Annotated in this window: 24 protein-coding genes; 11 read left to right on the top strand and 13 right to left on the bottom strand. The window is 63.2% G+C overall.

What is annotated here, in order from left to right; translation table 11 throughout:
• Positions 1–6: 6 nt before the first annotated feature.
• Genes trkA through def form a run of 4 tightly spaced genes read right to left on the bottom strand, consistent with a single transcriptional unit; the run spans position 7 to position 4,210 of the window.
• Positions 7–1,380 (bottom strand): Trk system potassium transporter TrkA, encoded by a 1,374-nt coding sequence (gene trkA, locus APH34_RS17290; protein ID WP_054902252.1) that lies wholly within the window; start codon positions 1,378–1,380, stop codon positions 7–9.
• A 23-nt stretch (positions 1,381–1,403) separates the two neighbouring features.
• Positions 1,404–2,714, bottom strand: a complete 1,311-nt coding sequence (gene rsmB / locus APH34_RS17285; RefSeq protein ID WP_054902251.1) for a 16S rRNA (cytosine(967)-C(5))-methyltransferase RsmB — start codon at positions 2,712–2,714, stop codon at positions 1,404–1,406.
• Positions 2,711–3,643: a methionyl-tRNA formyltransferase gene (gene fmt / locus APH34_RS17280; protein ID WP_054902250.1), complete on the bottom strand. Its 933-nt coding sequence runs from the start codon at positions 3,641–3,643 to the stop codon at positions 2,711–2,713. The genes rsmB and fmt overlap by 4 nt, the downstream gene beginning before the upstream one ends.
• Positions 3,644–3,703: 60 nt before the next feature.
• Positions 3,704–4,210: a peptide deformylase gene (def, locus tag APH34_RS17275; protein ID WP_054902249.1), complete on the bottom strand. Its 507-nt coding sequence runs from the start codon at positions 4,208–4,210 to the stop codon at positions 3,704–3,706.
• Between the two features lie 206 nt (positions 4,211–4,416).
• Here def and dprA point away from each other — a divergent pair, with 206 nt between their 5' ends.
• Both dprA and APH34_RS17265 read left to right on the top strand, forming a co-directional pair.
• On the top strand, positions 4,417–5,514 hold the full coding sequence (dprA, locus tag APH34_RS17270) for a DNA-processing protein DprA (RefSeq protein ID WP_054902248.1): 1,098 nt from the start codon (positions 4,417–4,419) through the stop codon (positions 5,512–5,514).
• A gap of 38 nt (positions 5,515–5,552) precedes the next feature.
• Positions 5,553–6,110, top strand: coding sequence for an L-threonylcarbamoyladenylate synthase (locus APH34_RS17265; RefSeq protein WP_054902247.1), 558 nt, complete (start codon positions 5,553–5,555; stop codon positions 6,108–6,110).
• A gap of 91 nt (positions 6,111–6,201) precedes the next feature.
• Here the strand turns inward: APH34_RS17265 and APH34_RS17260 are convergent, their stop codons facing one another.
• A complete protein-coding gene (locus APH34_RS17260) occupies positions 6,202–7,179 on the bottom strand; it encodes an NADPH:quinone reductase (RefSeq protein ID WP_054902246.1) in 978 nt (325 codons plus the stop codon).
• 134 nt (positions 7,180–7,313) lie between these two features.
• On the opposite strand from APH34_RS17260, the gene hemF reads away from it, so the two are divergent.
• Together hemF and aroE are read left to right on the top strand one after the other, a co-directional pair.
• Positions 7,314–8,225 carry an oxygen-dependent coproporphyrinogen oxidase gene (gene hemF, locus APH34_RS17255; RefSeq protein WP_054902245.1) on the top strand — a complete coding sequence of 304 codons (912 nt, stop codon included), beginning with the start codon at positions 7,314–7,316 and terminating at the stop codon, positions 8,223–8,225.
• 25 nt (positions 8,226–8,250) lie between these two features.
• Positions 8,251–9,075, top strand: a complete 825-nt coding sequence (aroE, locus tag APH34_RS17250; RefSeq protein WP_054902244.1) for a shikimate dehydrogenase — start codon at positions 8,251–8,253, stop codon at positions 9,073–9,075.
• A 48-nt stretch (positions 9,076–9,123) separates the two neighbouring features.
• On the opposite strand, the gene APH34_RS17245 is transcribed toward aroE, so the two are convergent.
• From APH34_RS17245 to betC, 3 genes are read right to left on the bottom strand one after another with little or no spacing between them, the layout of a single operon-like run.
• Positions 9,124–10,689, bottom strand: coding sequence for a SulP family inorganic anion transporter (locus APH34_RS17245; protein WP_054902243.1), 1,566 nt, complete (start codon positions 10,687–10,689; stop codon positions 9,124–9,126).
• A 36-nt stretch (positions 10,690–10,725) separates the two neighbouring features.
• Positions 10,726–11,649, bottom strand: coding sequence for a choline ABC transporter substrate-binding protein (gene choX, locus APH34_RS17240; RefSeq protein ID WP_054902242.1), 924 nt, complete (start codon positions 11,647–11,649; stop codon positions 10,726–10,728).
• A 15-nt stretch (positions 11,650–11,664) separates the two neighbouring features.
• Positions 11,665–13,182 (bottom strand): choline-sulfatase, encoded by a 1,518-nt coding sequence (betC, locus tag APH34_RS17235; RefSeq protein ID WP_054902241.1) that lies wholly within the window; start codon positions 13,180–13,182, stop codon positions 11,665–11,667.
• A 109-nt stretch (positions 13,183–13,291) separates the two neighbouring features.
• Between betC and APH34_RS17230 the strand changes: the two genes are divergently transcribed.
• Complete coding sequence (locus APH34_RS17230; RefSeq protein WP_054902240.1) at positions 13,292–14,191, top strand: LysR family transcriptional regulator; 900 nt, start codon at positions 13,292–13,294, stop codon at positions 14,189–14,191.
• 43 nt (positions 14,192–14,234) lie between these two features.
• Here the strand turns inward: APH34_RS17230 and APH34_RS17225 are convergent, their stop codons facing one another.
• Positions 14,235–14,852 carry an NAD(P)-dependent oxidoreductase gene (locus tag APH34_RS17225; protein ID WP_054902239.1) on the bottom strand — a complete coding sequence of 206 codons (618 nt, stop codon included), beginning with the start codon at positions 14,850–14,852 and terminating at the stop codon, positions 14,235–14,237.
• Positions 14,853–14,904: 52 nt separating this feature from the next.
• Here APH34_RS17225 and APH34_RS17220 point away from each other — a divergent pair, with 52 nt between their 5' ends.
• On the top strand, positions 14,905–15,237 hold the full coding sequence (locus APH34_RS17220; RefSeq protein ID WP_054902238.1) for a DOPA 4,5-dioxygenase family protein: 333 nt from the start codon (positions 14,905–14,907) through the stop codon (positions 15,235–15,237).
• 52 nt (positions 15,238–15,289) lie between these two features.
• Here the strand turns inward: APH34_RS17220 and trpA are convergent, their stop codons facing one another.
• Positions 15,290–16,099: a tryptophan synthase subunit alpha gene (trpA, locus tag APH34_RS17215; protein ID WP_054902237.1), complete on the bottom strand. Its 810-nt coding sequence runs from the start codon at positions 16,097–16,099 to the stop codon at positions 15,290–15,292.
• Positions 16,096–17,313 carry a tryptophan synthase subunit beta gene (gene trpB, locus APH34_RS17210; protein WP_054902236.1) on the bottom strand — a complete coding sequence of 406 codons (1,218 nt, stop codon included), beginning with the start codon at positions 17,311–17,313 and terminating at the stop codon, positions 16,096–16,098. Before trpB ends, trpA begins: the two co-directional genes overlap by 4 nt.
• 110 nt (positions 17,314–17,423) lie before the next feature.
• Here trpB and APH34_RS17205 point away from each other — a divergent pair, with 110 nt between their 5' ends.
• Entirely contained in the window at positions 17,424–18,320 is an 897-nt protein-coding gene (locus tag APH34_RS17205) for a LysR family transcriptional regulator (RefSeq protein WP_054902235.1), read from the top strand.
• Here APH34_RS17205 and APH34_RS17200 read toward each other — a convergent pair.
• Entirely contained in the window at positions 18,317–18,640 is a 324-nt protein-coding gene (locus tag APH34_RS17200; RefSeq protein ID WP_054902234.1) for a YqjD family protein, read from the bottom strand. The genes APH34_RS17205 and APH34_RS17200 overlap by 4 nt on opposite strands.
• A gap of 150 nt (positions 18,641–18,790) precedes the next feature.
• Between APH34_RS17200 and APH34_RS17195 the strand changes: the two genes are divergently transcribed.
• Positions 18,791–19,006, top strand: coding sequence for a dodecin (locus tag APH34_RS17195; protein ID WP_054902233.1), 216 nt, complete (start codon positions 18,791–18,793; stop codon positions 19,004–19,006).
• 101 nt (positions 19,007–19,107) lie between these two features.
• Complete coding sequence (locus APH34_RS17190; protein ID WP_054902232.1) at positions 19,108–19,329, top strand: DUF1161 domain-containing protein; 222 nt, start codon at positions 19,108–19,110, stop codon at positions 19,327–19,329.
• 92 nt (positions 19,330–19,421) lie between these two features.
• Here APH34_RS17190 and APH34_RS17185 read toward each other — a convergent pair whose 3' ends face one another.
• A complete protein-coding gene (locus APH34_RS17185; protein ID WP_054902231.1) occupies positions 19,422–20,426 on the bottom strand; it encodes an LLM class flavin-dependent oxidoreductase in 1,005 nt (334 codons plus the stop codon).
• A 154-nt stretch (positions 20,427–20,580) separates the two neighbouring features.
• Between APH34_RS17185 and APH34_RS17180 the strand changes: the two genes are divergently transcribed.
• Positions 20,581–21,006, top strand: coding sequence for an OsmC family protein (locus tag APH34_RS17180; protein ID WP_054902230.1), 426 nt, complete (start codon positions 20,581–20,583; stop codon positions 21,004–21,006).
• A gap of 73 nt (positions 21,007–21,079) precedes the next feature.
• Positions 21,080–21,313: a DUF1161 domain-containing protein gene (locus APH34_RS17175; protein WP_054902229.1), complete on the top strand. Its 234-nt coding sequence runs from the start codon at positions 21,080–21,082 to the stop codon at positions 21,311–21,313.
• Positions 21,314–21,326 lie beyond the last annotated feature (13 nt).

Genomic DNA, 21,326 nt, shown 5'->3' with positions numbered 1-21,326 from the left:
CTTCCCCTAGAAGAAACTCAAACCCACGTGGAACAGCTTCTCCACGTCCCTGATGTGCTTTTTATCCACAACGAACAGGATCACATGGTCGCCTGACTCGATCACCGTATCGTCGTGGGCGATCAGCACCTGTTCGTCACGAATGATCGCGCCGATGGTGGTGCCGGGTGGCAGGGAGATGTCTTCGATGGCCTTGCCGACCACCTTGCTCGACTTCGCATCGCCATGTGCTACCGCTTCGATCGCCTCGGCCGCACCACGGCGCAGCGAGTGTACGCTGACGATGTCGCCACGGCGCACGTGCGCCAGCAGGGTGCCGATGGTGGCCAGCTGCGGGCTGATGGCAATGTCGATGTCGCCGCCTTGCACCAGGTCGACATAGGCCGGGTTGTTGATGATGGTCATCACCTTGCGCGCGCCAAGGCGCTTGGCCAGCAGCGATGACATGATGTTGGCTTCGTCATCGTTGGTCAGCGCCAGGAAGATGTCGGCGTCGGCGATGTTCTCTTCCAGCATCAGGTCCTTGTCCGAGGCACTGCCCTGCAGCACCACGGTGCTTTCCAGGGTGTCGGACAGGTGGCGGCAGCGCGCCGGGCTCATCTCGATGATCTTCACCTGATAGCGGCTTTCGATGGCCTCTGCCAGACGCTCGCCGATCTGCCCGCCACCGGCGATGACCACGCGCTTGTTGGTTTCATCGATCCGCCGCAGTTCACCCATCACGGCGCGGATGTCTTTCTTGGCGGCGATGAAGAAGACCTCGTCGTCGGCCTCGATCACGGTATCGCCCCGTGGGGTGATCGGCCGGTCGCGGCGGAAGATCGCGGCTACGCGGGTGTCGACGTTGGGCATGTGCGCGCGAATCTGGCGCAACTGCTGCCCCACCAACGGGCCACCGTAGTAGGCCTTGACTGCCACCAACTGCGCTTTGCCTTCGGCAAAGTCGATCACCTGCAGTGAGCCTGGGTGTTCGATCAGGCGCTTGATGTAGTTGGTGACCACCTGCTCGGGGCTGATCAGCACGTCCACTGGAATGTGGTCGTTGTCGAACAGTTCCTCGCGTGTGAGGTAGGCCGATTCACGCACGCGGGCAATCTTGGTCGGGGTGTGGAACAAGGAATAGGCGACCTGGCACGCCACCATGTTGGTTTCGTCACTGTTGGTGACGGCCACCAGCATGTCGGCATCATCGGCGCCGGCCTGGCGCAGTACCGTGGGCAGCGAGCCGCGGCCTTGCACGGTACGGATGTCGAGGCGGTCGCCCAGGTCGCGCAGGCGATCGCCGTCGGTGTCGACCACGGTGATGTCGTTGGCTTCGCTCGCCAGGTGCTCCGCCAGCGTACCACCCACCTGCCCTGCGCCGAGGATGATGATCTTCATCCGCTACTCCCTAAACGTTTTGCTTACCCGCGCGAGGCGGCGATCTTGATCAGCTTGGCATAGTAGAAGCCGTCATGGCCGCCTTCCTGGGCCAACAGCTGGCGGCCATGGGGTTGACGTACACCTGCCTCGGTAGCCAGGTCCAGCTCACGGGCGCCCGGGGTGCGGGTGAGGAAGGCCTCGATCACTTCGGTGTTCTCGGTGGGCAAGCTCGAGCAGGTGGCATACAGCAGCATGCCGCCCACTTCCAGGGTTGGCCACAGGGCATCGAGCAGCTCGCCTTGCAGCGCGGCGAGGGCTGGAATGTCGTCGGCCTGACGGGTCAGTTTGATGTCCGGGTGGCGGCGAATCACGCCGGTCGCCGAACACGGCGCGTCGAGCAGGATGCGCTGGAAGGGCTTACCGTCCCACCAGCTGGCCGTGTCGCGGGCGTCACAGGCGATCAGCTCGGCGTCCAGCTGCAGGCGGTCGAGGTTCTCGCGCACACGGGTCAGGCGCTTGGCCTCCAGGTCGATAGCCACCACATGGGCCAGGCCCGTTTCGGCTTCGAGCAGGTGGCAGGTCTTGCCGCCTGGGGCGCAGCAGGCGTCGAGCACGCGTTGGCCGGGCGCCAGTTCGAGCAGGTCGGCGCACAGTTGCGCGGCTTCGTCCTGCACGCTGACCCAACCCTGGGCGAAGCCTGGCAGGCTGCGCACATCACAAGCTTCGGCCAGCACGATACCGTCGCGGCTGTACTGGCAGGCACTGGCACCGACGCCTGCTTCGGCCAGCAAGGCCAGGTAGGCGTCGCGGCTATGGTGGCGGCGGTTGACCCGCAGGATCATCGGCGGGTGGGCATTGTTGGCCGCGCAGATCGCTTCCCACTGCTCTGGCCAGAACGCCTTGAGCGCTTTCTGCAGCCAGCGCGGGTGGGCGGTGCGTACCACGGGGTCGCGCTCCATGCCGGCGAGCAGGGCCTCGCCTTCGCGTTGGGCGCGACGCAGCACGGCGTTGAGCAGCCCTTTTGCCCAAGGCTTTTTCAGCTTGTCGGCGCACCCGACCGTCTCGCCGATGGCCGCGTGGGCCGGAATGCGGGTATAGAACAACTGATACAGGCCGACCAGCAACAGTGCCTGCACATCGGCGTCGGCAGCCTTGAACGGCTTCTGCAGTAACTGCGCGGCGAGCAGGTCGAGGCGCGGCTGCCAGCGGGCAGTACCGAACGCCAGGTCTTGGGTCAGGCCGCGGTCACGTTCGTCTACCTTGTCCAGTTGCGCCGGTAGCGAGCTGTTCAGCGAGGCCTTGCCGCTGAGGACAGCAGCCAAGGCACGAGCGGCGGCGAGGCGTGGGTTCATTGGCCAAGCACCTTGCCACTGGCGAACTTCTCGCGGCGGCTGTTGAACAGGTCGCTGAAGGCCAGGGCCTTGCCGCCTGGCAATTGCAGGCGTGTCAGGCTCAAGGCCTGGTCACCGCAGGCGACCACCAGGCCGTCCTTGCTGGCAGAGAGGATTTCACCCGGGGCGCCCTTGCCTGTGGACACGTGAGCGGCGAGTACCTTCACGCTCTCGCCGTCGAGGGTGCTGTGGCATACCGGCCAGGGGTTGAGGGCACGGATCAGGCGCTCCAGCTCCACGGCTGGGCGGCTCCAGTCGATGCGCGCTTCGTCCTTGTTCAGCTTGTGTGCATACGTGGCCAGGGCATCGTCCTGCACTTCGCCCTGCAAGCTGCCGTCAGCCAGGCCGGCGATGGCCTGCACCACAGCGGGTGGGCCCATTTCGGCGAGGCGGTCGTGCAGGCTGCCGCCGGTGTCCTGGGCGCTGATTGGCGTAATCACTTTGAGCAGCATGGGGCCAGTGTCCAGGCCGGCTTCCATACGCATCACGGTCACGCCGCTCTCGGCATCGCCTGCTTCTACGGCGCGCTGGATCGGCGCCGCGCCGCGCCAGCGTGGCAGCAGCGATGCGTGGCTGTTGATGCAGCCCAGGCGGGGGATGTCCAGCACTGCCTGGGGCAGGATCAGGCCATAGGCGACCACTACCATCAGGTCCGGCTTCAGTGCAGCCAGTTCGGCCTGGGCCTGTGCATTGCGCAAAGTCGGCGGCTGGAACACCGGAATGTCATGGGCCACGGCCAGCTGCTTGACCGGGCTTGGCATGAGCTTCTGGCCACGGCCGGCAGGGCGGTCGGGCTGGGTGTAGACGGCCACGACCTGGTAGGGGCTGTCGAGCAAGGCCTTGAGGTGTTCGGCAGCAAACTCTGGAGTGCCTGCAAAGACGATGCGCATGGAGTTCTCGCTTCAAAAAAGAAAAAGGCTTGCCGGAGCAAGCCTTCTGGAAGGTGGGGATCAGGCTTGCTGGCGGTGCTGCTTTTCCAGCTTTTTCTTGATCCGGTCGCGTTTGAGCTGCGACAGGTAGTCGACGAACAGCTTGCCGTTGAGGTGATCGAACTCGTGCTGCACGCACACCGCCAGCAGGCCTTCGGCTTCGAGCTCGTAGGGCTTGCCGTCGCGGTCCTGCGCCTTGACGCGCACGCGCAGCGGGCGGTCGACGTTCTCGTAGAAGCCAGGCACCGACAGGCAACCTTCCTGGTACTGGCCCATGTCGTGGGTGAGTTCTTCGACCACCGGGTTGATGAAGACCCGCGGCTCGCTGCGGTCTTCGCTCAGGTCCATCACCACGACCTGTTTGTGGACGTTGACCTGGGTGGCAGCCAGGCCGATGCCGGGCGCTTCGTACATGGTTTCAAACATGTCGTCGATCAGCTGGCGCAGGGCGTCGTCGAACTCTGTCACCGGTTTGGCGATGGTGCGCAGGCGCGGGTCCGGGAATTCGAGAATGTTCAAGATGGCCATAGGGTCAGGCAGTCACTGTGCGTTCGGTTGAAAACTGAACACACATAATAAAGGGAATCGGGGGATTCGGCACCTGGCAAGCTCGACTAGGGTGTCTATGGGCTTGATAGCGTCCGATTAATGGACAGCTTTTCAAAGTGTTACCCACACAGTTATCCACAGGTTGTACCACGTAGATGGCCCTGTTTCGATCAAGGATGATCCCTATGCTCAATCACCATTCGTCGCTCTGCCCGCCTGCCGAACTAGAGGCGCGATTACGCCTGCATCGTCTTCCAGAAACGGGTTTGCGTCGCTTTCGCACTTTACTCGAAGCCTTCGGCAGTGCTTCGTCGGCGCTTAGCGCTCCGGCCGGCGCCTGGCGAGCATTGGGTATAGCACAAGCCAGCATCGATGCCAGGCGAAGTGCTGAGGTGCGCGACGGGGCGCTGGCTGCAATGGCCTGGTTAGAGCGCCCCGGCCAGCATTTACTGATGTGGGACAGCCCTGGCTACCCCGCGCTGCTGGCGGAAATCGACGATGCCCCGCCCTTGCTTTTCGTCGCGGGTGACCCGGCCTTGCTCGAGCGGCCCCAGCTGGCGATTGTGGGCAGCAGGCGTGCTTCGCCACCGGCTCTGGACACGGCCCGGGCCTTTTCCCGTTACCTGTCCCATGCCGGGTTCACCATCACCAGCGGGCTTGCATTGGGTATCGACGGCGCCGCTCATCGGGCTGCGCTTGAGGCCGGAGGTGCCACAATTGGCGTGCTAGGCACGGGTCTGAAAAAACTTTATCCACAGCGCCACCGCGACTTGGCCAGGGCAATGATCGACAACGGTAGCGCGCTGGTTTCCGAGTACCCGCTGGATGCCGGGCCGTTACCTGGCAATTTTCCACGGCGTAACCGGATCATCAGTGGCCTGTCACTGGGCGTGCTGGTGGTCGAGGCGAGCTTGGCCAGCGGTTCGCTGATTACCGCACGGCTTGCGGCCGAGCAAGGCCGCGAGGTGTATGCCATCCCCGGCTCCATCCACCACCCAGGCGCCAAGGGCTGCCACCAGCTGATTCGCGATGGCGCATTGTTGGTGGAAAGCGTGGAGCAGATCCTGGAAAGCCTGCAGGGGTGGCAGAACCTGCCACCGGCCGTCGTGGACACACCGACACATCCGTTGCTAGCGCTGTTGCATGCTGCGCCGCAGACCAGCGAGATGCTTGCCCATTGCAGCGAACAGCCATTGGCGCAGGTACTGGCGCAGTTGACCGAGTTGGAGCTCGAAGGCCGGGTGAGCAATGAAGCTGGGCGTTGGTTTGCCCGCGCCGGCTAAGTAAACTGCGTGCAAGGCTTAAATGCGGAGAGACACAAATGGTGAGCAGTTGGCGTGTGCAACAAGCCGCACGTGAGATTCGGGCCGGTGCGGTGATCGCCTACCCGACGGAAGCGGTCTGGGGCCTGGGCTGCGACCCGTGGAACGAGGACGCGGTGTATCGCTTGCTGGCGCTCAAGTCGCGGCCTGTGGACAAAGGGTTGATCCTGATCGCTGACAACATCCGCCAGTTCGATTTCCTGTTCGAGGATTTTCCCGAAGACTGGATCGACCGCATGGGCAGCACCTGGCCGGGGCCCAATACCTGGCTGGTACCGCATCAGGACCTGTTGCCGGAGTGGGTGACGGGGCAGCATGACACCGTGGCGCTGCGGGTCAGTGATCACCCGCAGGTGCGCGAGTTGTGTGCGTTGGTGGGGCCGTTGATTTCCACCTCGTGCAACCCGGGTGGGCGGCCGGCGGCGAAGACGCGGTTGCGGGTGGAGCAGTATTTCCACGGGCAGCTGGATCTGGTGCTCGGCGGGGCGCTGGGTGGGCGCAAGAATCCGAGTGTGATTCGTGATCTGGCCACGGGCGAGGTCGTCCGCCCGGGATAGAGCTGCCGGGTGAACCGACGACTTCCCGGGCAGCGCCTATGTTGTTGCAGCGGGCTTGTCCTGCGAAGGGGCCGCAAAGCGGCCCCTGTGTTCAAGGGAGCAGAACGGTCGACCCCACAGTCCGCCGCGCCGACAGTTCGGTCTGCGCCTTGGCTGCCTCACTCAGCGGATACCGCTGCTGGATATCCACAACCAGCTTGCCGCTGGCAATCATTGCAAACAGGTCATCCGCCATGGCCTGGGTGTTTTCGGCATTGTTGGCATAGCCGGCCAGGGTCGGCCGGGTGACATACAGCGAGCCCTTCTGCGACAGGATGCCCAGGTTGACCCCCGTCACCGCGCCCGACGCATTGCCAAAGCTCACCATCAACCCGCGTGGCTGCAGGCAGTCCAGTGAAGTCAGCCAGGTATCGGCACCCACGCCGTCGTACACCACCGGGCATTTCTTGCCGTCGGTCAGCTCAAGCACGCGCTTGGCCACATCTTCGCGGCTGTAGTCGATGGTGGCCCAGGCACCCAGCGCCTTGGCCCGCTCGGCCTTTTCGGAGGAGCTGACAGTACCGATCAACTTGGCCCCCAGCGCCTTGGCCCATTGGCAAGCCAGCGAACCGACGCCCCCGGCCGCCGCATGGAACAGAATCACATCGCCTGGCTGCACGGCGTAGGTCTGCTTGAGCAGGTATTGCACGGTCAGGCCCTTGAGCATCACCGCCGCCGCTTGCTCGAAGCTGATGCTGTCAGGCAGCTTGACCAGGTTGGCCTCCGGCAGCGTATGCACTTCGCTGTAGGCACCCAGTGGGCCGCCGCCATAGGCTACACGGTCACCTACTTTCAGGCGGCTGACCCCCTCGCCCACCGCTTCGACCACACCGGCACCCTCGGTGCCCAGGCCTGACGGCAACGCAGGCGGTGCGTACAGCCCGCTGCGGAAATAGGTGTCGATGAAGTTCAAGCCGATCGCATGGTTACGCACACGCACCTGCTGGGGCCCGGGCGGCGCCGGGTCGAACGCCACAAGCTGCAACACTTCGGGGCCGCCATGCTGGCTGAACTGGATACGCTTGGCCATCTCGCACTCCTGTTATCGGGATCGGGAAAGGCCTTCTATCGGACGCCTTTGCTTGATCGCCGTCAACTGCGGCGCGCCAACCACCGGTGGTATGCTACGCGCCGAATTCTTCCCTGCCCGTTCCTGGTGACCCGATGACTAGCCGCACCGAGGCCGTGAAAGCCTACCTGCTCGACCTGCAAGACCGCATCTGCTCTGCCCTCGAAGCCGAAGACGGCAGCGCCCGCTTCGTCGAGGACGCGTGGGTGCGCGAAGCTGGTGGCGGGGGCCGCACGCGGGTGATCGGTGACGGGCAACTGATCGAAAAAGGTGGGGTGAACTTCTCCCACGTGTTCGGCGCCGGCCTGCCGCCATCGGCCAGTGCCCATCGCCCCGAGCTGGCAGGCCGTGGCTTCGAGGCCTTGGGCGTGTCGCTGGTAATCCATCCGCACAACCCGCATGTGCCAACATCCCATGCCAATGTACGTTTCTTCATTGCCGAGAAGGAAGGCGAGGAGGCCGTCTGGTGGTTCGGTGGCGGCTTCGACCTGACCCCGTACTACGGCAATGAGGAGGATTGCATTCACTGGCACCGTGTGGCCGAGCAGGCGTGCGCGCCGTTCGGCGCTGACGTTTACCCGCGCTACAAGGCCTGGTGCGACCGCTACTTCCACATCAAGCACCGAGGCGAGCCCCGTGGCATTGGCGGGCTGTTCTTCGATGACCTGAACGAGTGGGATTTCGACACCTGCTTCGCCTTCATCCGCGCCATTGGCGATGCCTATGTCGACGCCTACCTGCCGATCGTCCAGCGCCGCAAGAACACGCCTTACACCGCCCAGCAACGCGAGTTCCAAGAGTACCGCCGCGGCCGCTACGTGGAGTTCAACCTGGTCTATGACCGCGGCACCCTGTTTGGCCTGCAATCAGGTGGCCGTACCGAGTCGATCCTCATGTCGCTGCCACCGCAGGTACGTTGGGGTTACGATTGGAAGGCCGCGCCGGGCAGCGAAGAAGCGCGCCTGACCGAGTACTTCCTGCAAGACCGCGACTGGCTCGCCCAGTAAGCCTGTGGATAACCGAGGAGCTCCCATGGACCAGTATGTCGTTTTCGGTAACCCCATCGGCCACAGCAAGTCGCCGTTGATCCACCGCCTGTTTGCCGAGCAGACCGGCCAGGACCTGGAGTACGCCACCTTGCTGGCGCCACTGGACGAATTCAGCGACTGCGCCCGTGGCTTCTTCAAGCAGGGCAGCGGCGCCAACGTGACCGTGCCGTTCAAGGAAGAAGCCTACCGGCTATGCGACAGCCTTACCCCACGTGCCCAGCGTGCCGGGGCGGTAAATACCCTGAGCAAGCTGGCAGACGGCACCCTGCGCGGCGACAACACCGACGGCGCAGGCCTGGTGCGTGACTTGACGGTGAACGCCGGGGTCGAGCTGGCAGGCAAGCGCATTCTCATTCTGGGTGCCGGTGGTGCGGTGCGGGGTGTGCTGGAGCCTATCCTGGCGCACAACCCGCAATCGCTGGTGATTGCCAACCGCACGGTGGAAAAGGCCGAGCAACTGGCCCATGAGTTCGATGACATGGGGCCGGTGGTGGCCAGTGGCTTTGCCTGGTTGCAGGAGCCCGTGGATGTGATCATCAATGCCACCTCGGCCAGTTTGTCCGGTGAGCTACCGCCGATTGCCGACAGCCTGATCGAGGCGGGGCGGACGGTGTGCTACGACATGATGTATGGCAAGGAGCCCACACCTTTTTGCCAATGGGCGAGCAAGCTGGGGGCCGCCAAGGTGTTGGACGGGCTGGGCATGCTGGCAGAGCAGGCGGCTGAGGCGTTCTTTATCTGGCGTGGAGTTCGGCCGGATACGGGGCCGGTCTTGGCTGAGTTGCGTCGACAACTGGCTCGCGGCTGAGAACCTGGGGCCGCTTTTGCGGCCCATCGCCGACAAGTCGGCTGCACCTCATTCGGCAAATTGAATAGGGCACAGCGCCTTTCCCTCCAGCTTCTGCAACTCTTCGATTACCTGCGGCCTGGCCCGCTGCAGCGTCAAACTTCCCCCCGTGCGTCGTAACCGCCGTGCCTCGCGGTGCAACATATCCACACCTGAGTAATCGATGAAATTCACCTGCCGAGCATCAATCACCACATGCGGCCCCTGGCAGCGCTGCAGGCGCACCTGCAGGTAATGCGCCGCGCCGAAAAAGATCGACCCGCCCACCCGCAGCACATCCACCGACCCTTCGCGGCTCTGCTGTACCCGTGGCCGTGACGTGCGCTTGAGATAGAAAAACAGCGAGGCCAGCACGCCAGCGTAAATGGCCGTCTGCAACTCCAACAGCAAGGTCGCGGCAGCGGTCAGGGCCATGACCAGGAACTCCGAACGGCTGACCCGGAACAGTGCGCGTATCGCGCGATGGTCCACCAGCCCCCAGCAGATCAGCAGGATGCTGCCGGCCATGGCCGGAATCGGCAACTGTGCGATCAGCCCGGCGCCTGCCACGGCGAACAGCGCCACCCACGCTGCGGAGAACACCCCAGCCATCGGCGAGCGGGCGCCGGCGTCGTAGCTCAGCCCCGAACGGGTGAAGGAGCCGGATGACAGATAGCCGGAGAAGAACGCCCCGACAATATTCGACAACCCTTGGGCACGGATTTCCTGATCGGCGTCGATCAGTTGCTCGGAGCGTGCCGACAGCGAGCGGGCAATCGACAGGCTGGTGACCAGCCCGAGCATGCCCACCGCCACGGCGCTGGGCAGCAGCCGCAGCATCAGGTCCAGGTCCAGCAGGGGCAGTGGGCTCAAGGGCGGTAATTGGCCGGTGAAGGCCGGTACCCGTGGTACGTGACCGAAGACGCCCGGCAGCAGCCAAGCCAGCAGGCTGACCAGCATCAGGCTTATCAACAGGCTCGGCCAGCGTGGGCGCCAGAGCTTAAGGGCGATGCCGATGAGTACGGTGGCCACACCCAGCGCCAGTGAAGGCAGGTCGATCTCACCGGCGTGGCTGGCCAGCGTCTGTACGGTTTTCAACGCCGTTGCCTGGCTTGGCAGGTCCATGCCCAGCAGGTTAGGCAGTTGGCCAAGGGCGATGACGATGGCGGCGCCGAGGGTGAACCCGAGCACCACCGAATGGGAGACGAAATTGACCAAGGCCCCGAAACGCAGCAGGCCGAGCAGCAACTGGAAGACGCCGGCGAGGAAGGTCAGCAGCAACACCAGGGTGACGTAGTCAGCGCTGCCGGCCACGGCCAAGGGGCTGATGCTGGCGTAGAGGACAATGGACATCGCGGCGGTCGGGCCGCAGATCAGGTGCCAGGAGGAGCCCCATAGGCAGGCGACCAGTACCGGCACGATTGCAGCGTACAGTCCGTATTCTGCAGGCAGCCCGGCGATCAGGGCATAGGCGATCGATTGCGGCAGGGCGAGGATCGCACCGCTCAGGCCCACCAGCAGGTCCTGGCGCAGGCTGCGACCCGATTGACGGGGCAGCCAGGTGAGGAAGGGCAGCAGGTGGGTCAGGTGAATCATCGGGCAACTCGCGTCAGGGGGTGTCGGGTACAGGCTTTACAAATCGGATGCCACCGCTTCCCTGGCACTGCCGCCGGCCAGGGTGGTCACCCCGGCCAGCCAGCCCTCGACCACCTGAGGGTTCGCCTTGGCCCAGGCCTTGGCCGCTTCATCGAAAGTGATTTTCTTATCCACAACCTCGGCCATGATGCTGTTTTCCATATCCAGGGTGAATTTCAGATTACCCAGCAGCCTCGCCGCGTTCGGGCACGCTTGTGGATAACCCTTGCGGGTCAGCGTATAGACCTCGCCCTTGCTGCCAAACCACTGCTCACCGCCCGTGAGGTAATGCATCTTCAGCTTCACGTTCATCGGGTGTGGTGTCCAGCCCAGGAAGGTGATGAACTGGCTCTTCTTCACGGCGCGGTCGACTTGCGCCAGCATTGCCTGTTCGCTCGACTCCACCAGCTTCCACTGGCCGAGGTTGAATTCATTCTTGTCGATGATCGCTTTCAGCGACAGGTTCGCTGGCGCCCCCGAGCCGATCCCGTAAAGCTTTCTGTCGAATTGGTCGGCATGTTTTTGCAGGTCGGCAAAATACTTCACGCCGGCATTCCATACGTAGTCGGGTACCGCCAGCGTAAATTCGGTTCCCTCCAGATTGCGCGAGAGCTGCTGCACATCGCCGCTGGCGATGAACTTGTCATGAAAGCCCTGCTGCGCCGGCATCCAGTTGCCGAGGAAGGCATCGACCTTGCCGTCCTTCAGGCCACCATAGATGATCGGCACCGCCAGGCTGTCGACCTTGACCTGATAGCCCAGGCGCTCCAGCAGCAGCCGGGCGATAGCGTTGGTGGAGGCAATGTCGCTCCAACCGGGGTCGGCCAGTTTCACAGTGGTGCATTGCGCGTCGTCGGCGTAGGCGCTGGCAGTGGTCAGGCCAAGGGCCAGGGCGAACATGGCGGTGGAGAACTTGAGCATGGCGGCCTCTCTTCATCAATCCAAGGGTGCGGGCTGTGGATAACGTGCCTTGCGCTCGAGGTCGTCGAGGTCGATGTGGTTGCGCATGTACTGTTCGCTGGCATCAACCCAAGGTTGATGGTCCCAGCTTTTCAGCGTGCCGATGGCCAGCGCTTCGGCGACCAGACGGCGCCGCCGCTGGCTGGCCAATACCTGCTGGCGCAGGCTGGGCATATCCCAACGCTGCCGGGCTTCATCGACAAATGCCTGCAGCAGCGCCTGGTGGTCCGGGCTGCCGGTGAGGTTCTCCCGCTCGTGCGGGTCGCGGCTCAGGTCATAGAGTAGACAGGGGTCGTCTTCGCTGTACACGAACTTGAAGGCGCCGCGGCGGATCATCATCAGCGGGCCGACCGTGCCTTCGGCCATGTATTCGCCGATCACCTCGTCATGGCCGCCCTGCCCTTGCAAGTGCCCGAGCAGCGAGTGGCCATCCAGGTGCAGCTGTGGTTCCAGCTGGCCGCCGGCCAGCTCGACCAGAGTCGGCAACAGGTCGCAGGTCGACACCGAGGCGCTGACCCGCCCGGGCGCAAAGCGGTTGGGTGCATAGATCAATAGCGGTACCCGCGCCGCCATCTCGAACCAGTGCATCTTGTACCAGAGCCCACGCTCGCCAAGCATGTCGCCGTGGTCACCGGAGAATACGATCAAGGTATCGTCGGCCAGGTTGCACTCTTGCAGGGTCTGCAGCAGCTGGCCGATGTTGTCGTCAATGTAGCTGCAGGCGCCGAAGTAGGCACGGCGGGCGTCGCGGATCTTATCCACAGGCAGGGGCTTGTCCCACAGGTCGTAGACCTTGAGCAGGCGCTGGGAATGGGGGTCCAGCGCATGCTGGCCCAATTCGGCGCAGGGCATGGGGATATCCACACCCTCGTAACGATCCCAGTAACGCTTCGGGATGGTGTACGGGTCGTGGGGGTGAGTCATCGAGACGGTCAGGCAGAACGGCCGGCCATGGTTCTCGCGCACATGGTCGTAGAGGTACTGGCGGGCCTTGAACACCACCTCTTCGTCGAAATCCAGCTGATTGGTGCGCACGCAGGGGCCGGCCTGCAGCACTGATGACATGTTGTGGTACCAACTCGGGCGCTCGTGCGGCGCGTCCCAGTTCACTGTCCAACCGTAATCGGCGGGGTAGATATCGCTGGTCAGGCGTTGTTCGTAGCCGTGCAATTGGTCCGGGCCACAGAAGTGCATCTTGCCCGACAACGCCGTGCGGTAGCCGAGCCGGCGCAGGTAATGGGCGTAGGTGGGGACATCAGCGGGGAAGTCGGCAGCATTGTCATAGGCGCCGATGCGGCTGGGCAACTGGCCGCTGACCAGGGTGAAGCGTGAGGGGGCGCACAGCGGGCTGTTGCAATAGGCCGAATCGAATACCACGGCCCCCTCTGCCAGGCGCTCCAGGTGGGGCATCTGGATCGGTGAGGTACCGTAGATCGGCAAGAGGGGCGCGGCCATCTGGTCGGCCATGATGAACAGGATGTTCGGGCGCGTCATGGTGGGCTTCCATCGTTCAGGGTTATGCGAACTGCTTGCCTATCAAGATGCGGGTGTGGATAACATGGGTAAAGCCCATGGCGGGCAATGACTGGGATTAGCAGTACTTATGTTTGATCACTTGGCCGAGCTCTCGCTCGACACATTGCGTGTGTTCGAGTCCGCGGCGCGCTTGCGCGGCTTCACCGCTGCCGCGCTGGAACTGGGGACTACCCAACCGGCGGTGAGCCAGCAGGTCAAGCGCCTCGAGGCCCATCTGGGCACGCGCCTGTTCGACCGCATCTACCGCGGTATCGAGCTGACCGAGGCGGGCCAACTGTTATTCGAACAGGTGAATCAAGGCCTGCAGGCGATGGACGACGGTATTGCCCAAGCCAGCGGGCGGGGCCAGCGCGAGGTGCTACAGGTGGCCACGGACTTCGCCTTTGCCGCGTTTTGGCTGATGCCGCGCCTGCAGCGTTTCCATGCTGCTTATCCACAGGTGGATGTGAGCCTGGTGACCGGTGAGCGCAGTCAGGCGATGTTGCGGCCTGATATCGATGTGGCGGTATTGTTTGGCGATGGGCGCTTCCATCAGGGGGAGAGCCGATGGTTGTTCGATGAGGAGGTATTCCCGGTCTGCAGCCCACGGCTGACTCATGGCAAACCCTTGTCAGCCGTGGCTTTGCAACGATTGCCCTTGCTTCATTTACGCGGTGAACAGGCCAGCCGCTGGTTCGATTGGGCGGGGGTCTTTCGCGGGTTTGGTGTGGCCAGCCCGCCGCCATCTGGACAATTGCGGTTCGATAACTACACGTTGTTGATCCAAGCAGCGATTGCCGGGCAGGGGGTGGCAATTGGCTGGGGACATCTGGTCGATGGGTTGGTGGAGCAAGGGTTGCTGTGTCGGCCGTTGGAGGGGAGTTTGCGCTCCCAGCGGGGGTATTACGTGGTGCTGCCTCCGCGCAAGCGGCGGGGGGCGCTGATTGAAAGGTTCGTGGCGTGGCTGGAGCATGAGCGGGGGCTTTGACAGGGTTGATGTGTAGCCGGGCTGGCTTGTCGGCGCAGAGCGCTCAGGATACGAAGTTCAGATGCTCGCCCCGGTGCAGCCCCAGCTCCAGGATATCGACCATCCCCGCCGCCACCCCGGCCAGCCGCCGTAACGGCCCATCCAGCTCCGGCGGCACCGTACCGCTGGCCGTGCGAAAGTGCTCCATACCCATTCCAGGGAAATCCTGCGGCGTATTGATCAGCGTCCAGTGCAAGGCGCTGCGCTGCAGTGCATCGACCACCTGGTCGGCGCCCTTACGCTGTTCATCGCTGTAGCTGCCCGGCGTATCCAGCACGGCAAAATCGCCCACCAGCAGCACACGGCGTATAGTCGTGCGGGTAAGCCCGGCGACCAGTGCTTCGCTCATTTGCCATTGTGCTGCCAGGTCGCCTGGCGCCAGCGCCGACAACAGGGCAATCACCGCCGAGCCGCCCGCCGCGCCCTGCTCCGCCTGGTCGGCGCCCTCCAGGCCGCCTATCTTGAAATGCAGGCCGGGGCGCGGGGCATGACGGTTGAGGTCATCGACCACGGCCGTGACCTCATGCTGGCGTGACAGCAACTCAACCATCAGGGCGCTGCCCAGGCTGCTTTCAGCCCCAAACAGCACCAGCTTGAACACTGGGGTTTCGGCATTTTTCACCACGTCACTCCCTTTGCAGGTGGTGATGGTTTGACCGCATTCAGGAGTTATCGTGCAGAGGATCAAGGGTTACCACGCCCACGTCTATTACGACGCAAGCACCATCGAACAAGCTCGGGCTCTGTGCGAGGAGGCAGCGCGGCTGTTTCCCGTGACCATGGGACGCATGCACCGCAACCCGGTCGGGCCGCACCCGGACTGGAGCTGCCAGTTGGCTTTCGGGCCAGAAGTAGTGGGGGTGGTGTTGCCGTGGTTGGCGTTGTACCGCAAGGGGCTGGTGGTGTTTCTGCATCCGCTGACGGGGGATGAACTGGCGGATCACCGGGATCATGCGATCTGGATGGGTGCCGTGCGGCCTTTGGATCTGTCGATCTTTGAGCAATAGGCTGTTCTTACCGCCCCTATCGCCGGCTTGCCAGCGATAGGGGCGACGCGGCTCAGCGTCGTGCGCCTCGCACCCCTTCAGCCAAGGCCGAGCACAGGCCCAGTACGTCACTGACGGCCTGATCGGCATCCTTGGCCTGGGCGATCTTGTCGACCAGCGCCGAACCCACCACCACCCCATCGGCCAGGCGCGCAATCGCCGCAGCCTGCTCCGGGGTGCGAATACCGAAGCCGACACTGATCGGCAAATCGGTATGCCGACGCAGGCGCGCAATGGCTTGGGTCACCTGGTCGGTGGTCGCCGAGCCGGCACCGGTCACACCCGCCACCGATACGTAGTAGACGAAACCGGAGCTGCGCTCCAGTACGCGCGGCAGGCGCGCATCGTCGGTGGTCGGGGTGGTCAGGCGGATGAAGTCGATGCCTGCGGCCTGGGCCGGGGTGGCGAGTTCGGCGTCGTGTTCTGGCGGCAGGTCGACGATGATCAGGCCGTCGACACCTGCCTCTTTGGCCTCGGCGACGAACCTGGCCACGCCAAAGCGGTGGATCGGGTTGTAGTAACCCATCAGCACGATCGGGGTGGTTTGGTTACCGACGCGAAATTCGCGAACCATCTGCAGGGTTTTGGCCAGGGTCTGGCCAGCGTCCAGGGCGCGCAGGGTGGCCAGCTGGATGGCCACGCCATCGGCCATCGGGTCGGTGAATGGCATGCCCAGCTCGATCACGTCGGCACCGGCCGCCGGCAAACCCTTGAGGATCTGCAGCGAGGCGTCATAGCCAGGGTCGCCAGCGGTGACGAAAGTGACCAGCGCGGAGCGGCCTTCGGCTTTCAGCTCGGCGAAGCGTTGTTCTAAACGGCTCATGCCTGTTTCTCCTGGGCGGCCATGTGGTTCATCACGGTTTGCATGTCTTTGTCGCCACGGCCGGACAGGCAGATGACCATCAGGTGGTCCTTGGGCAGGGTCGGGGCGCGTTTAATTGCCTCGGCCAGGGCATGGGCGCTTTCCAAGGCCGGAATGATGCCTTCCAGACGGCAGGTGGCATGGAACGCATCGAGGGCTTCGTCGTCGGTGATGCTGACGTACTCCACACGCTTCACTTCGTGCAGGTAAGCGTGCTCTGGGCCGATGCCCGGGTAGTCGAGGCCTGCGGAAATCGAGTGGGCGTCGGTGATCTGCCCGTCATCGTCCTGCAGCAGGTAAGTACGGTTGCCGTGCAGCACGCCTGGGACGCCGCCATTGAGGCTGGCGGCATGCTTGTCGGTGTCGACGCCGTGGCCACCGGCTTCAACGCCGATGATCTGCACGCTGGCATCGTCGAGGAAATCGTGGAACAGGCCCATGGCGTTGGAGCCACCGCCGACGCAGGCAATCAGGCTGTCGGGCAGGCGACCTTCCTTCTCCTGCAGCTGGGCGCGGGTTTCCTTGCCGATGATCGACTGGAAGTCGCGCACCATGGCCGGGTAAGGGTGTGGGCCGGCTACGGTACCGATCAGGTAGAAGGTGTCGTCGACGTTGGTGACCCAGTCGCGCAGAGCCTCGTTCATGGCGTCTTTCAAGGTGCCGGTGCCTGCGGTAACCGGAACGATCTCGGCGCCCAGCAGTTTCATGCGGAACACGTTGGCCTGCTGGCGCTCAATGTCGGTGGCGCCCATGTAGATCACGCAGGGCAGGCCGAAGCGTGCAGCGACGGTGGCCGTGGCCACGCCGTGCATGCCGGCGCCGGTTTCGGCGATCAGGCGTTTTTTGCCCATGCGCTTGGCCAGCAGCACCTGGCCGATGCAGTTGTTCACCTTGTGCGCGCCGGTGTGGTTGAGCTCTTCACGCTTGAAGAAAATCTTGGCGCCGCCGCAATGTTCGGTCAGGCGCTCGGCGAAGTACAGCGGGTTGGGGCGGCCGATGTAGTCGCGCTGGAAGTAGGCCAGCTCTTCGAGGAATGCGGGGTCGGCTTTGGCCGCTTCGTATTCGCGGGCCAGGTCCAGCACCAGCGGCATCAGGGTTTCGGCCACGTAGCGGCCGCCGAACGCGCCGAACAGGCCGTTGGCATCGGGGCCGGCGCGGTATTGGGTCTGGGTCATGGGGCGCTCCAAGGCGTAATGAATGAGTGATGGGCTTTACTCTAACCACGGCAAGCCTGTCTGAAAACCGATAAGATTGCGCAAACCTGTAAGGAAAACTCACAAGTCAAATGGCCCATGACCTCCCTCCCCTCAATGCCTTGCGTGCGTTCGAGGCGGCCGCCCGGTTCAATAGCGTCAGCCAGGCAGCGGAAGCCTTGCACGTGACCCACGGCGCTGTGAGTCGGCAAATCAAGGTGCTTGAGGAGCACTTGGGCCTAGCGCTGTTCGTTAAGGACGGGCGTGGCATCAAACTCACAGATGCAGGCGTAAGGTTGCGTGATGCCAGTGCTGAAGCATTCGACAGGCTGCGGGGTGTATGCGCCGAGTTGAGTCGGGATGTGAGTGAGGCGCCGTTCGTGCTGGGCTGCTCGGGCAGTTTGCTGGCGCGCTGGTTTATCCCCCGGCTGGGGCGTTTGAAAGCCGACTTGCCGCAATTGCGCCTGCACTTGTCCGCGGGTGAGGGCGACCTTGACCCGCGCCGCCCAGGGCTCGATGCCCTGCTGGTTTTTGCCGAATCGCCATGGCCTGCTGACATGCAGGTCCATGTATTGGCCGAAGAACGTATCGGCCCGGTGCTCAGCCCACACTTTGCAGGCTTTGAACGCTTGCGTAATGCACCTGCCACTGCCTTGCTGGACGAGGCGCTGCTGCATACCACCTCACGCCCGCAGGCGTGGCCCACCTGGGTGGAAGAACAAGGCCTGAAGGCCGCTGGGCTGAAATATGGCCAGGCCTTCGAGCACTTGTACTATTTGCTGGAAGCCGCTGTGGCAGGCCTTGGTGTGGCGATCGCGCCGCAGCCGCTGGTGGCTGACGACCTGCGTGCTGGCCGGTTGAGTGCACCGTGGGGCTTTTCCCCCACCGCGGCAGCCCTGGCGCTCTGGGTGCCCCGGCGCGCCGCTGACGGGCGCGCCGAGCAACTGGCGCAATGGCTGCGCCGCGAACTGGAACGGCAGGCAGGTTAGTTGCGACGGTACAGCAGGTAGGCGGCCAGCAGGCCGAGGGCGCCAATGGCTACGCCGGCAGTGGTGACAGGGTGCTCCTGCGCATAGTCACGGGTGGCGATGCCGGTCTGGCGAGTGCGGGTCTTCACTTCCTCGTAGGCATCACTAAGCAGGCTGCGTGAGTGTTTGAGGGCGCTTTCGGCATTGCTGCGGATGGCCTTCACAGATTTCTGCGATTCCTCCGATGCGTCGTGCTTGAGGTCCTCGAGGCTCTTCAGAAGGCTTTCGATCTCCGCTTCCATGCTTTCCAGGGATGTTTTACGCAGCGAATTGCGGTGCATGTTGACGCTCCTTTGCAGTATGGACTGTAAGGATTGCGACTACGCCAGGGTGCAAAAGTGCAATCGAACTTTACCCGACGCTGACGGTTCGCAGGTAAACCAGGCCTGCGCTGCTAGGCTCAATCTCACCGTCATCCAAGGAGAGTGCACATGTCCGATCATCACACCTACAAGAAGATCGAACTGGTAGGGTCATCGCCCACCAGCATCGAAGAGGCAATCAACAATGCCTTGGCCGAAGCGGCCAAGAGCATCAAGCACCTGGAGTGGTTCGAAGTGATCGATACCCGTGGCCATATTCAAGGCAACAAGGCTGCGCACTTCCAGGTCACGCTCAAGGTAGGCTTCCGCATCGCCAACAGCTGAAACATGCCGGGGGTGGATAAACCCGGCGTGATAGCGTTATACAGTCAAGGGCGCCTTGCCGGCGCCCTTTTCGATTTTCATCTGAACAAGGAACGCGTGTGATGAAGAAACTGATTCTGGCGGTTGGCCTGATGACGCTGGCGGGTGGCGCGCTGGCGGCGGGCAAGCCTTGCGAGGAACTGAAGGCTGAGATTGCGGCAAAGTTGGATGCCAAGGGGGTGAAGGGCTATACCCTGGAGGTGGTCAAGAAGGGCGACCCGGCTGGCAAGGTGGTGGGTAGCTGTGAAGCGGGCAGCAAGGAGATTGTCTACCGCCGTGGTTGAAGGTCGGCCAATCGCCGACTCCCACACGTTACTCCACTGCCTGCAGGTCTGTGCGGTAACCGTGGGAGCCGGCGTGCCGGCCAAAATGGGGCCTACTCGGCTTTCAAGGCCTGTGCCATCAATTCATAGGACCTGATCCGGTCCGCGTGCTCATACAGGTCGCTGGTAAAGATCAGCTCATCGGCCCCGGTCTGTTCCAGTAGCACCTGCACTTTGGCCCGAACCTTCTGCGGGCTGCCGATCATTGCCAGGCCCAGGAAGCTACCCACCGCGTCCCGTTCGTGCGGCAGCCACAGCCCGTCCATGCTTGGTACAGGTTTACGCTGCATCAGGCTTTGCCCGCGAATCAGGGCGAGGATGCGCTGATACATCGAGGTGGCCAGGAACTCGGCCTTGTCGTCGGTTTCTGCCACCACCATCGGAATACCCAGCATCACATAGGGCTTGTCCAGGGTGGTCGAAGGTTTGAAGTGGTCGCGGTAGATACGAATCGCCTCATGCATGTAGCGGGGCGCGAAGTGCGAGGCAAAGGCGTAAGGCATGCCGCGCATGCCGGCCAGCTGCGCGCTGAACAGGCTGGAGCCGAGCAGCCACATGGGTACCTCAGTGTCATGCCCGGGTACTGCGATCACTTTTTGATCATCCGTGCGCGGTCCCAGGTAGCGGGACAGCTCCTCGACATCATCCGGGAAGTCGTCGGCGCTGCCCGAGCGTTCGCGGCGCAGGGCGCGTGCGGTCATCTGGTCGGAGCCGGGCGCGCGGCCAAGGCCCAGGTCGATCCGCCCCGGATAGAGGCTGGCCAGGGTGCCGAACTGTTCGGCGATCACCAGCGGAGCATGGTTGGGCAGCATGACGCCGCCGGAGCCGACGCGGATCGTCGAGGTACCGCCGGCCAGGTAGCCGATCAGCACTGAAGTGGCCGAGCTGGCGATGCCATCCATGTTGTGGTGTTCAGCCACCCAGAAGCGGTTGTAACCAAAGCGTTCGACGTGCTGCGCCAGGTCCAGCGAGTTGCGCAGCGCCTGCGCAGGGCCGCCATCGGCGCGTACTGGCACCAGGTCGAGGGTCGATATCTTCAGGTCGCGCAGTTGCGTCATGGGTGCCTCCGCAAGAGTGATTGGCCAGAGGCCTTTACAACTCTGTATGGGCACATTCCGAGGATTCAATGCTTGCCGTACGATTGATCTGAACTTGCCGTAGGCGGATGACCTCTGAACCGTTAGATACGCAACCGAACGACCAGGAGGCATCATGAAAAAGACAGCATCGGCAATTTGGCAAGGCGGCCTTAAAGAGGGTAAAGGCCTGCTCTCCACCGAAAGCGGCGCGCTTAAACAGAACCCCTATGGTTTCAACACCCGTTTTGAAGGCACGCCCGGCACAAACCCTGAAGAGCTGATCGGCGCTGCCCATGCCGGATGCTTTTCCATGGCGCTGTCGATGATGCTCGGTGAGGAGAAACTTACGCCGGAACGTATCGACACCATTGCTGAGGTTACGTTGGACAAGCAGCCCGATGGCTTTGCCATTACTGCCGTGCACCTGATCCTAAAGGCCAAGGTGCCGGGGGCCAGCGAGGCCCAGTTTCTGGAGATTGCCAACAAGGCAAAGGCCGGATGCCCAGTGTCGAAGGTGCTGAACGCGACGATCACCCTGGATGCCTCGCTGGTGGGGTGAACGGCGCAACGTGAACGGTTTGCTGTAGTCTAAACAGCGTCGGCAGCGTCGCTGCCTTTTCAGGAGCCGTTCAATGATTCGCGTAGCAATCGCCGTGCTGGCTTCCCTGCTGGCCACTTCTGCACTGGCGGCGGTCAAACCGTGCGAGGAACTGAAGGCCGAGATCGAAGCCAAGATCCAGGCTCAGGGCGTGCCGTCCTACACCCTGGAGATCGTGCCCAACAGTGACGTCAAGGACCAGAACATGGTCGTTGGCAGCTGTGAGGGTGGGACCAAGAAGATTATTTATCAGAAGAATGATCGGTAGATCGTCAGGGGCT

This window comes from Pseudomonas sp. NBRC 111131, assembly GCF_001320525.1.
Classification (GTDB): Bacteria; Pseudomonadota; Gammaproteobacteria; order Pseudomonadales; family Pseudomonadaceae; genus Aquipseudomonas; species Aquipseudomonas ceruminis.
This window is presented reverse-complemented; position numbering and strand designations above follow the sequence as displayed.

Bases quoted from the DNA above. Each gene is read 5' to 3' on its own strand.
- trkA (WP_054902252.1), bottom strand. From the start codon at position 1,380: ATGAAGATCATCATCCTCGGCGCAGGGCAGGTGGGTGGTACGCTGGCG.
- trpA (WP_054902237.1), bottom strand. From the start codon at position 16,099: ATGAGCCGTTTAGAACAACGCTTCGCCGAGCTGAAAGCCGAAGGCCGC.
- betC (WP_054902241.1), bottom strand. From the start codon at position 13,182: ATGACGCGCCCGAACATCCTGTTCATCATGGCCGACCAGATGGCCGCG.
- APH34_RS17175 (WP_054902229.1), top strand. From the start codon at position 21,080: ATGATTCGCGTAGCAATCGCCGTGCTGGCTTCCCTGCTGGCCACTTCT.
- APH34_RS17260 (WP_054902246.1), bottom strand. From the start codon at position 7,179: ATGGCCAAGCGTATCCAGTTCAGCCAGCATGGCGGCCCCGAAGTGTTG.
- APH34_RS17245 (WP_054902243.1), bottom strand. From the start codon at position 10,689: ATGATTCACCTGACCCACCTGCTGCCCTTCCTCACCTGGCTGCCCCGT.
- APH34_RS17190 (WP_054902232.1), top strand. From the start codon at position 19,108: ATGAAGAAACTGATTCTGGCGGTTGGCCTGATGACGCTGGCGGGTGGC.
- APH34_RS17185 (WP_054902231.1), bottom strand. From the start codon at position 20,426: ATGACGCAACTGCGCGACCTGAAGATATCGACCCTCGACCTGGTGCCA.
- APH34_RS17230 (WP_054902240.1), top strand. From the start codon at position 13,292: ATGTTTGATCACTTGGCCGAGCTCTCGCTCGACACATTGCGTGTGTTC.
- fmt (WP_054902250.1), bottom strand. From the start codon at position 3,643: ATGCGCATCGTCTTTGCAGGCACTCCAGAGTTTGCTGCCGAACACCTC.
- APH34_RS17265 (WP_054902247.1), top strand. From the start codon at position 5,553: ATGGTGAGCAGTTGGCGTGTGCAACAAGCCGCACGTGAGATTCGGGCC.
- trpB (WP_054902236.1), bottom strand. From the start codon at position 17,313: ATGACCCAGACCCAATACCGCGCCGGCCCCGATGCCAACGGCCTGTTC.
- hemF (WP_054902245.1), top strand. From the start codon at position 7,314: ATGACTAGCCGCACCGAGGCCGTGAAAGCCTACCTGCTCGACCTGCAA.
- dprA (WP_054902248.1), top strand. From the start codon at position 4,417: ATGCTCAATCACCATTCGTCGCTCTGCCCGCCTGCCGAACTAGAGGCG.
- APH34_RS17180 (WP_054902230.1), top strand. From the start codon at position 20,581: ATGAAAAAGACAGCATCGGCAATTTGGCAAGGCGGCCTTAAAGAGGGT.
- choX (WP_054902242.1), bottom strand. From the start codon at position 11,649: ATGCTCAAGTTCTCCACCGCCATGTTCGCCCTGGCCCTTGGCCTGACC.
- APH34_RS17195 (WP_054902233.1), top strand. From the start codon at position 18,791: ATGTCCGATCATCACACCTACAAGAAGATCGAACTGGTAGGGTCATCG.
- APH34_RS17200 (WP_054902234.1), bottom strand. From the start codon at position 18,640: ATGCACCGCAATTCGCTGCGTAAAACATCCCTGGAAAGCATGGAAGCG.
- def (WP_054902249.1), bottom strand. From the start codon at position 4,210: ATGGCCATCTTGAACATTCTCGAATTCCCGGACCCGCGCCTGCGCACC.
- APH34_RS17205 (WP_054902235.1), top strand. From the start codon at position 17,424: ATGGCCCATGACCTCCCTCCCCTCAATGCCTTGCGTGCGTTCGAGGCG.
- aroE (WP_054902244.1), top strand. From the start codon at position 8,251: ATGGACCAGTATGTCGTTTTCGGTAACCCCATCGGCCACAGCAAGTCG.
- rsmB (WP_054902251.1), bottom strand. From the start codon at position 2,714: ATGAACCCACGCCTCGCCGCCGCTCGTGCCTTGGCTGCTGTCCTCAGC.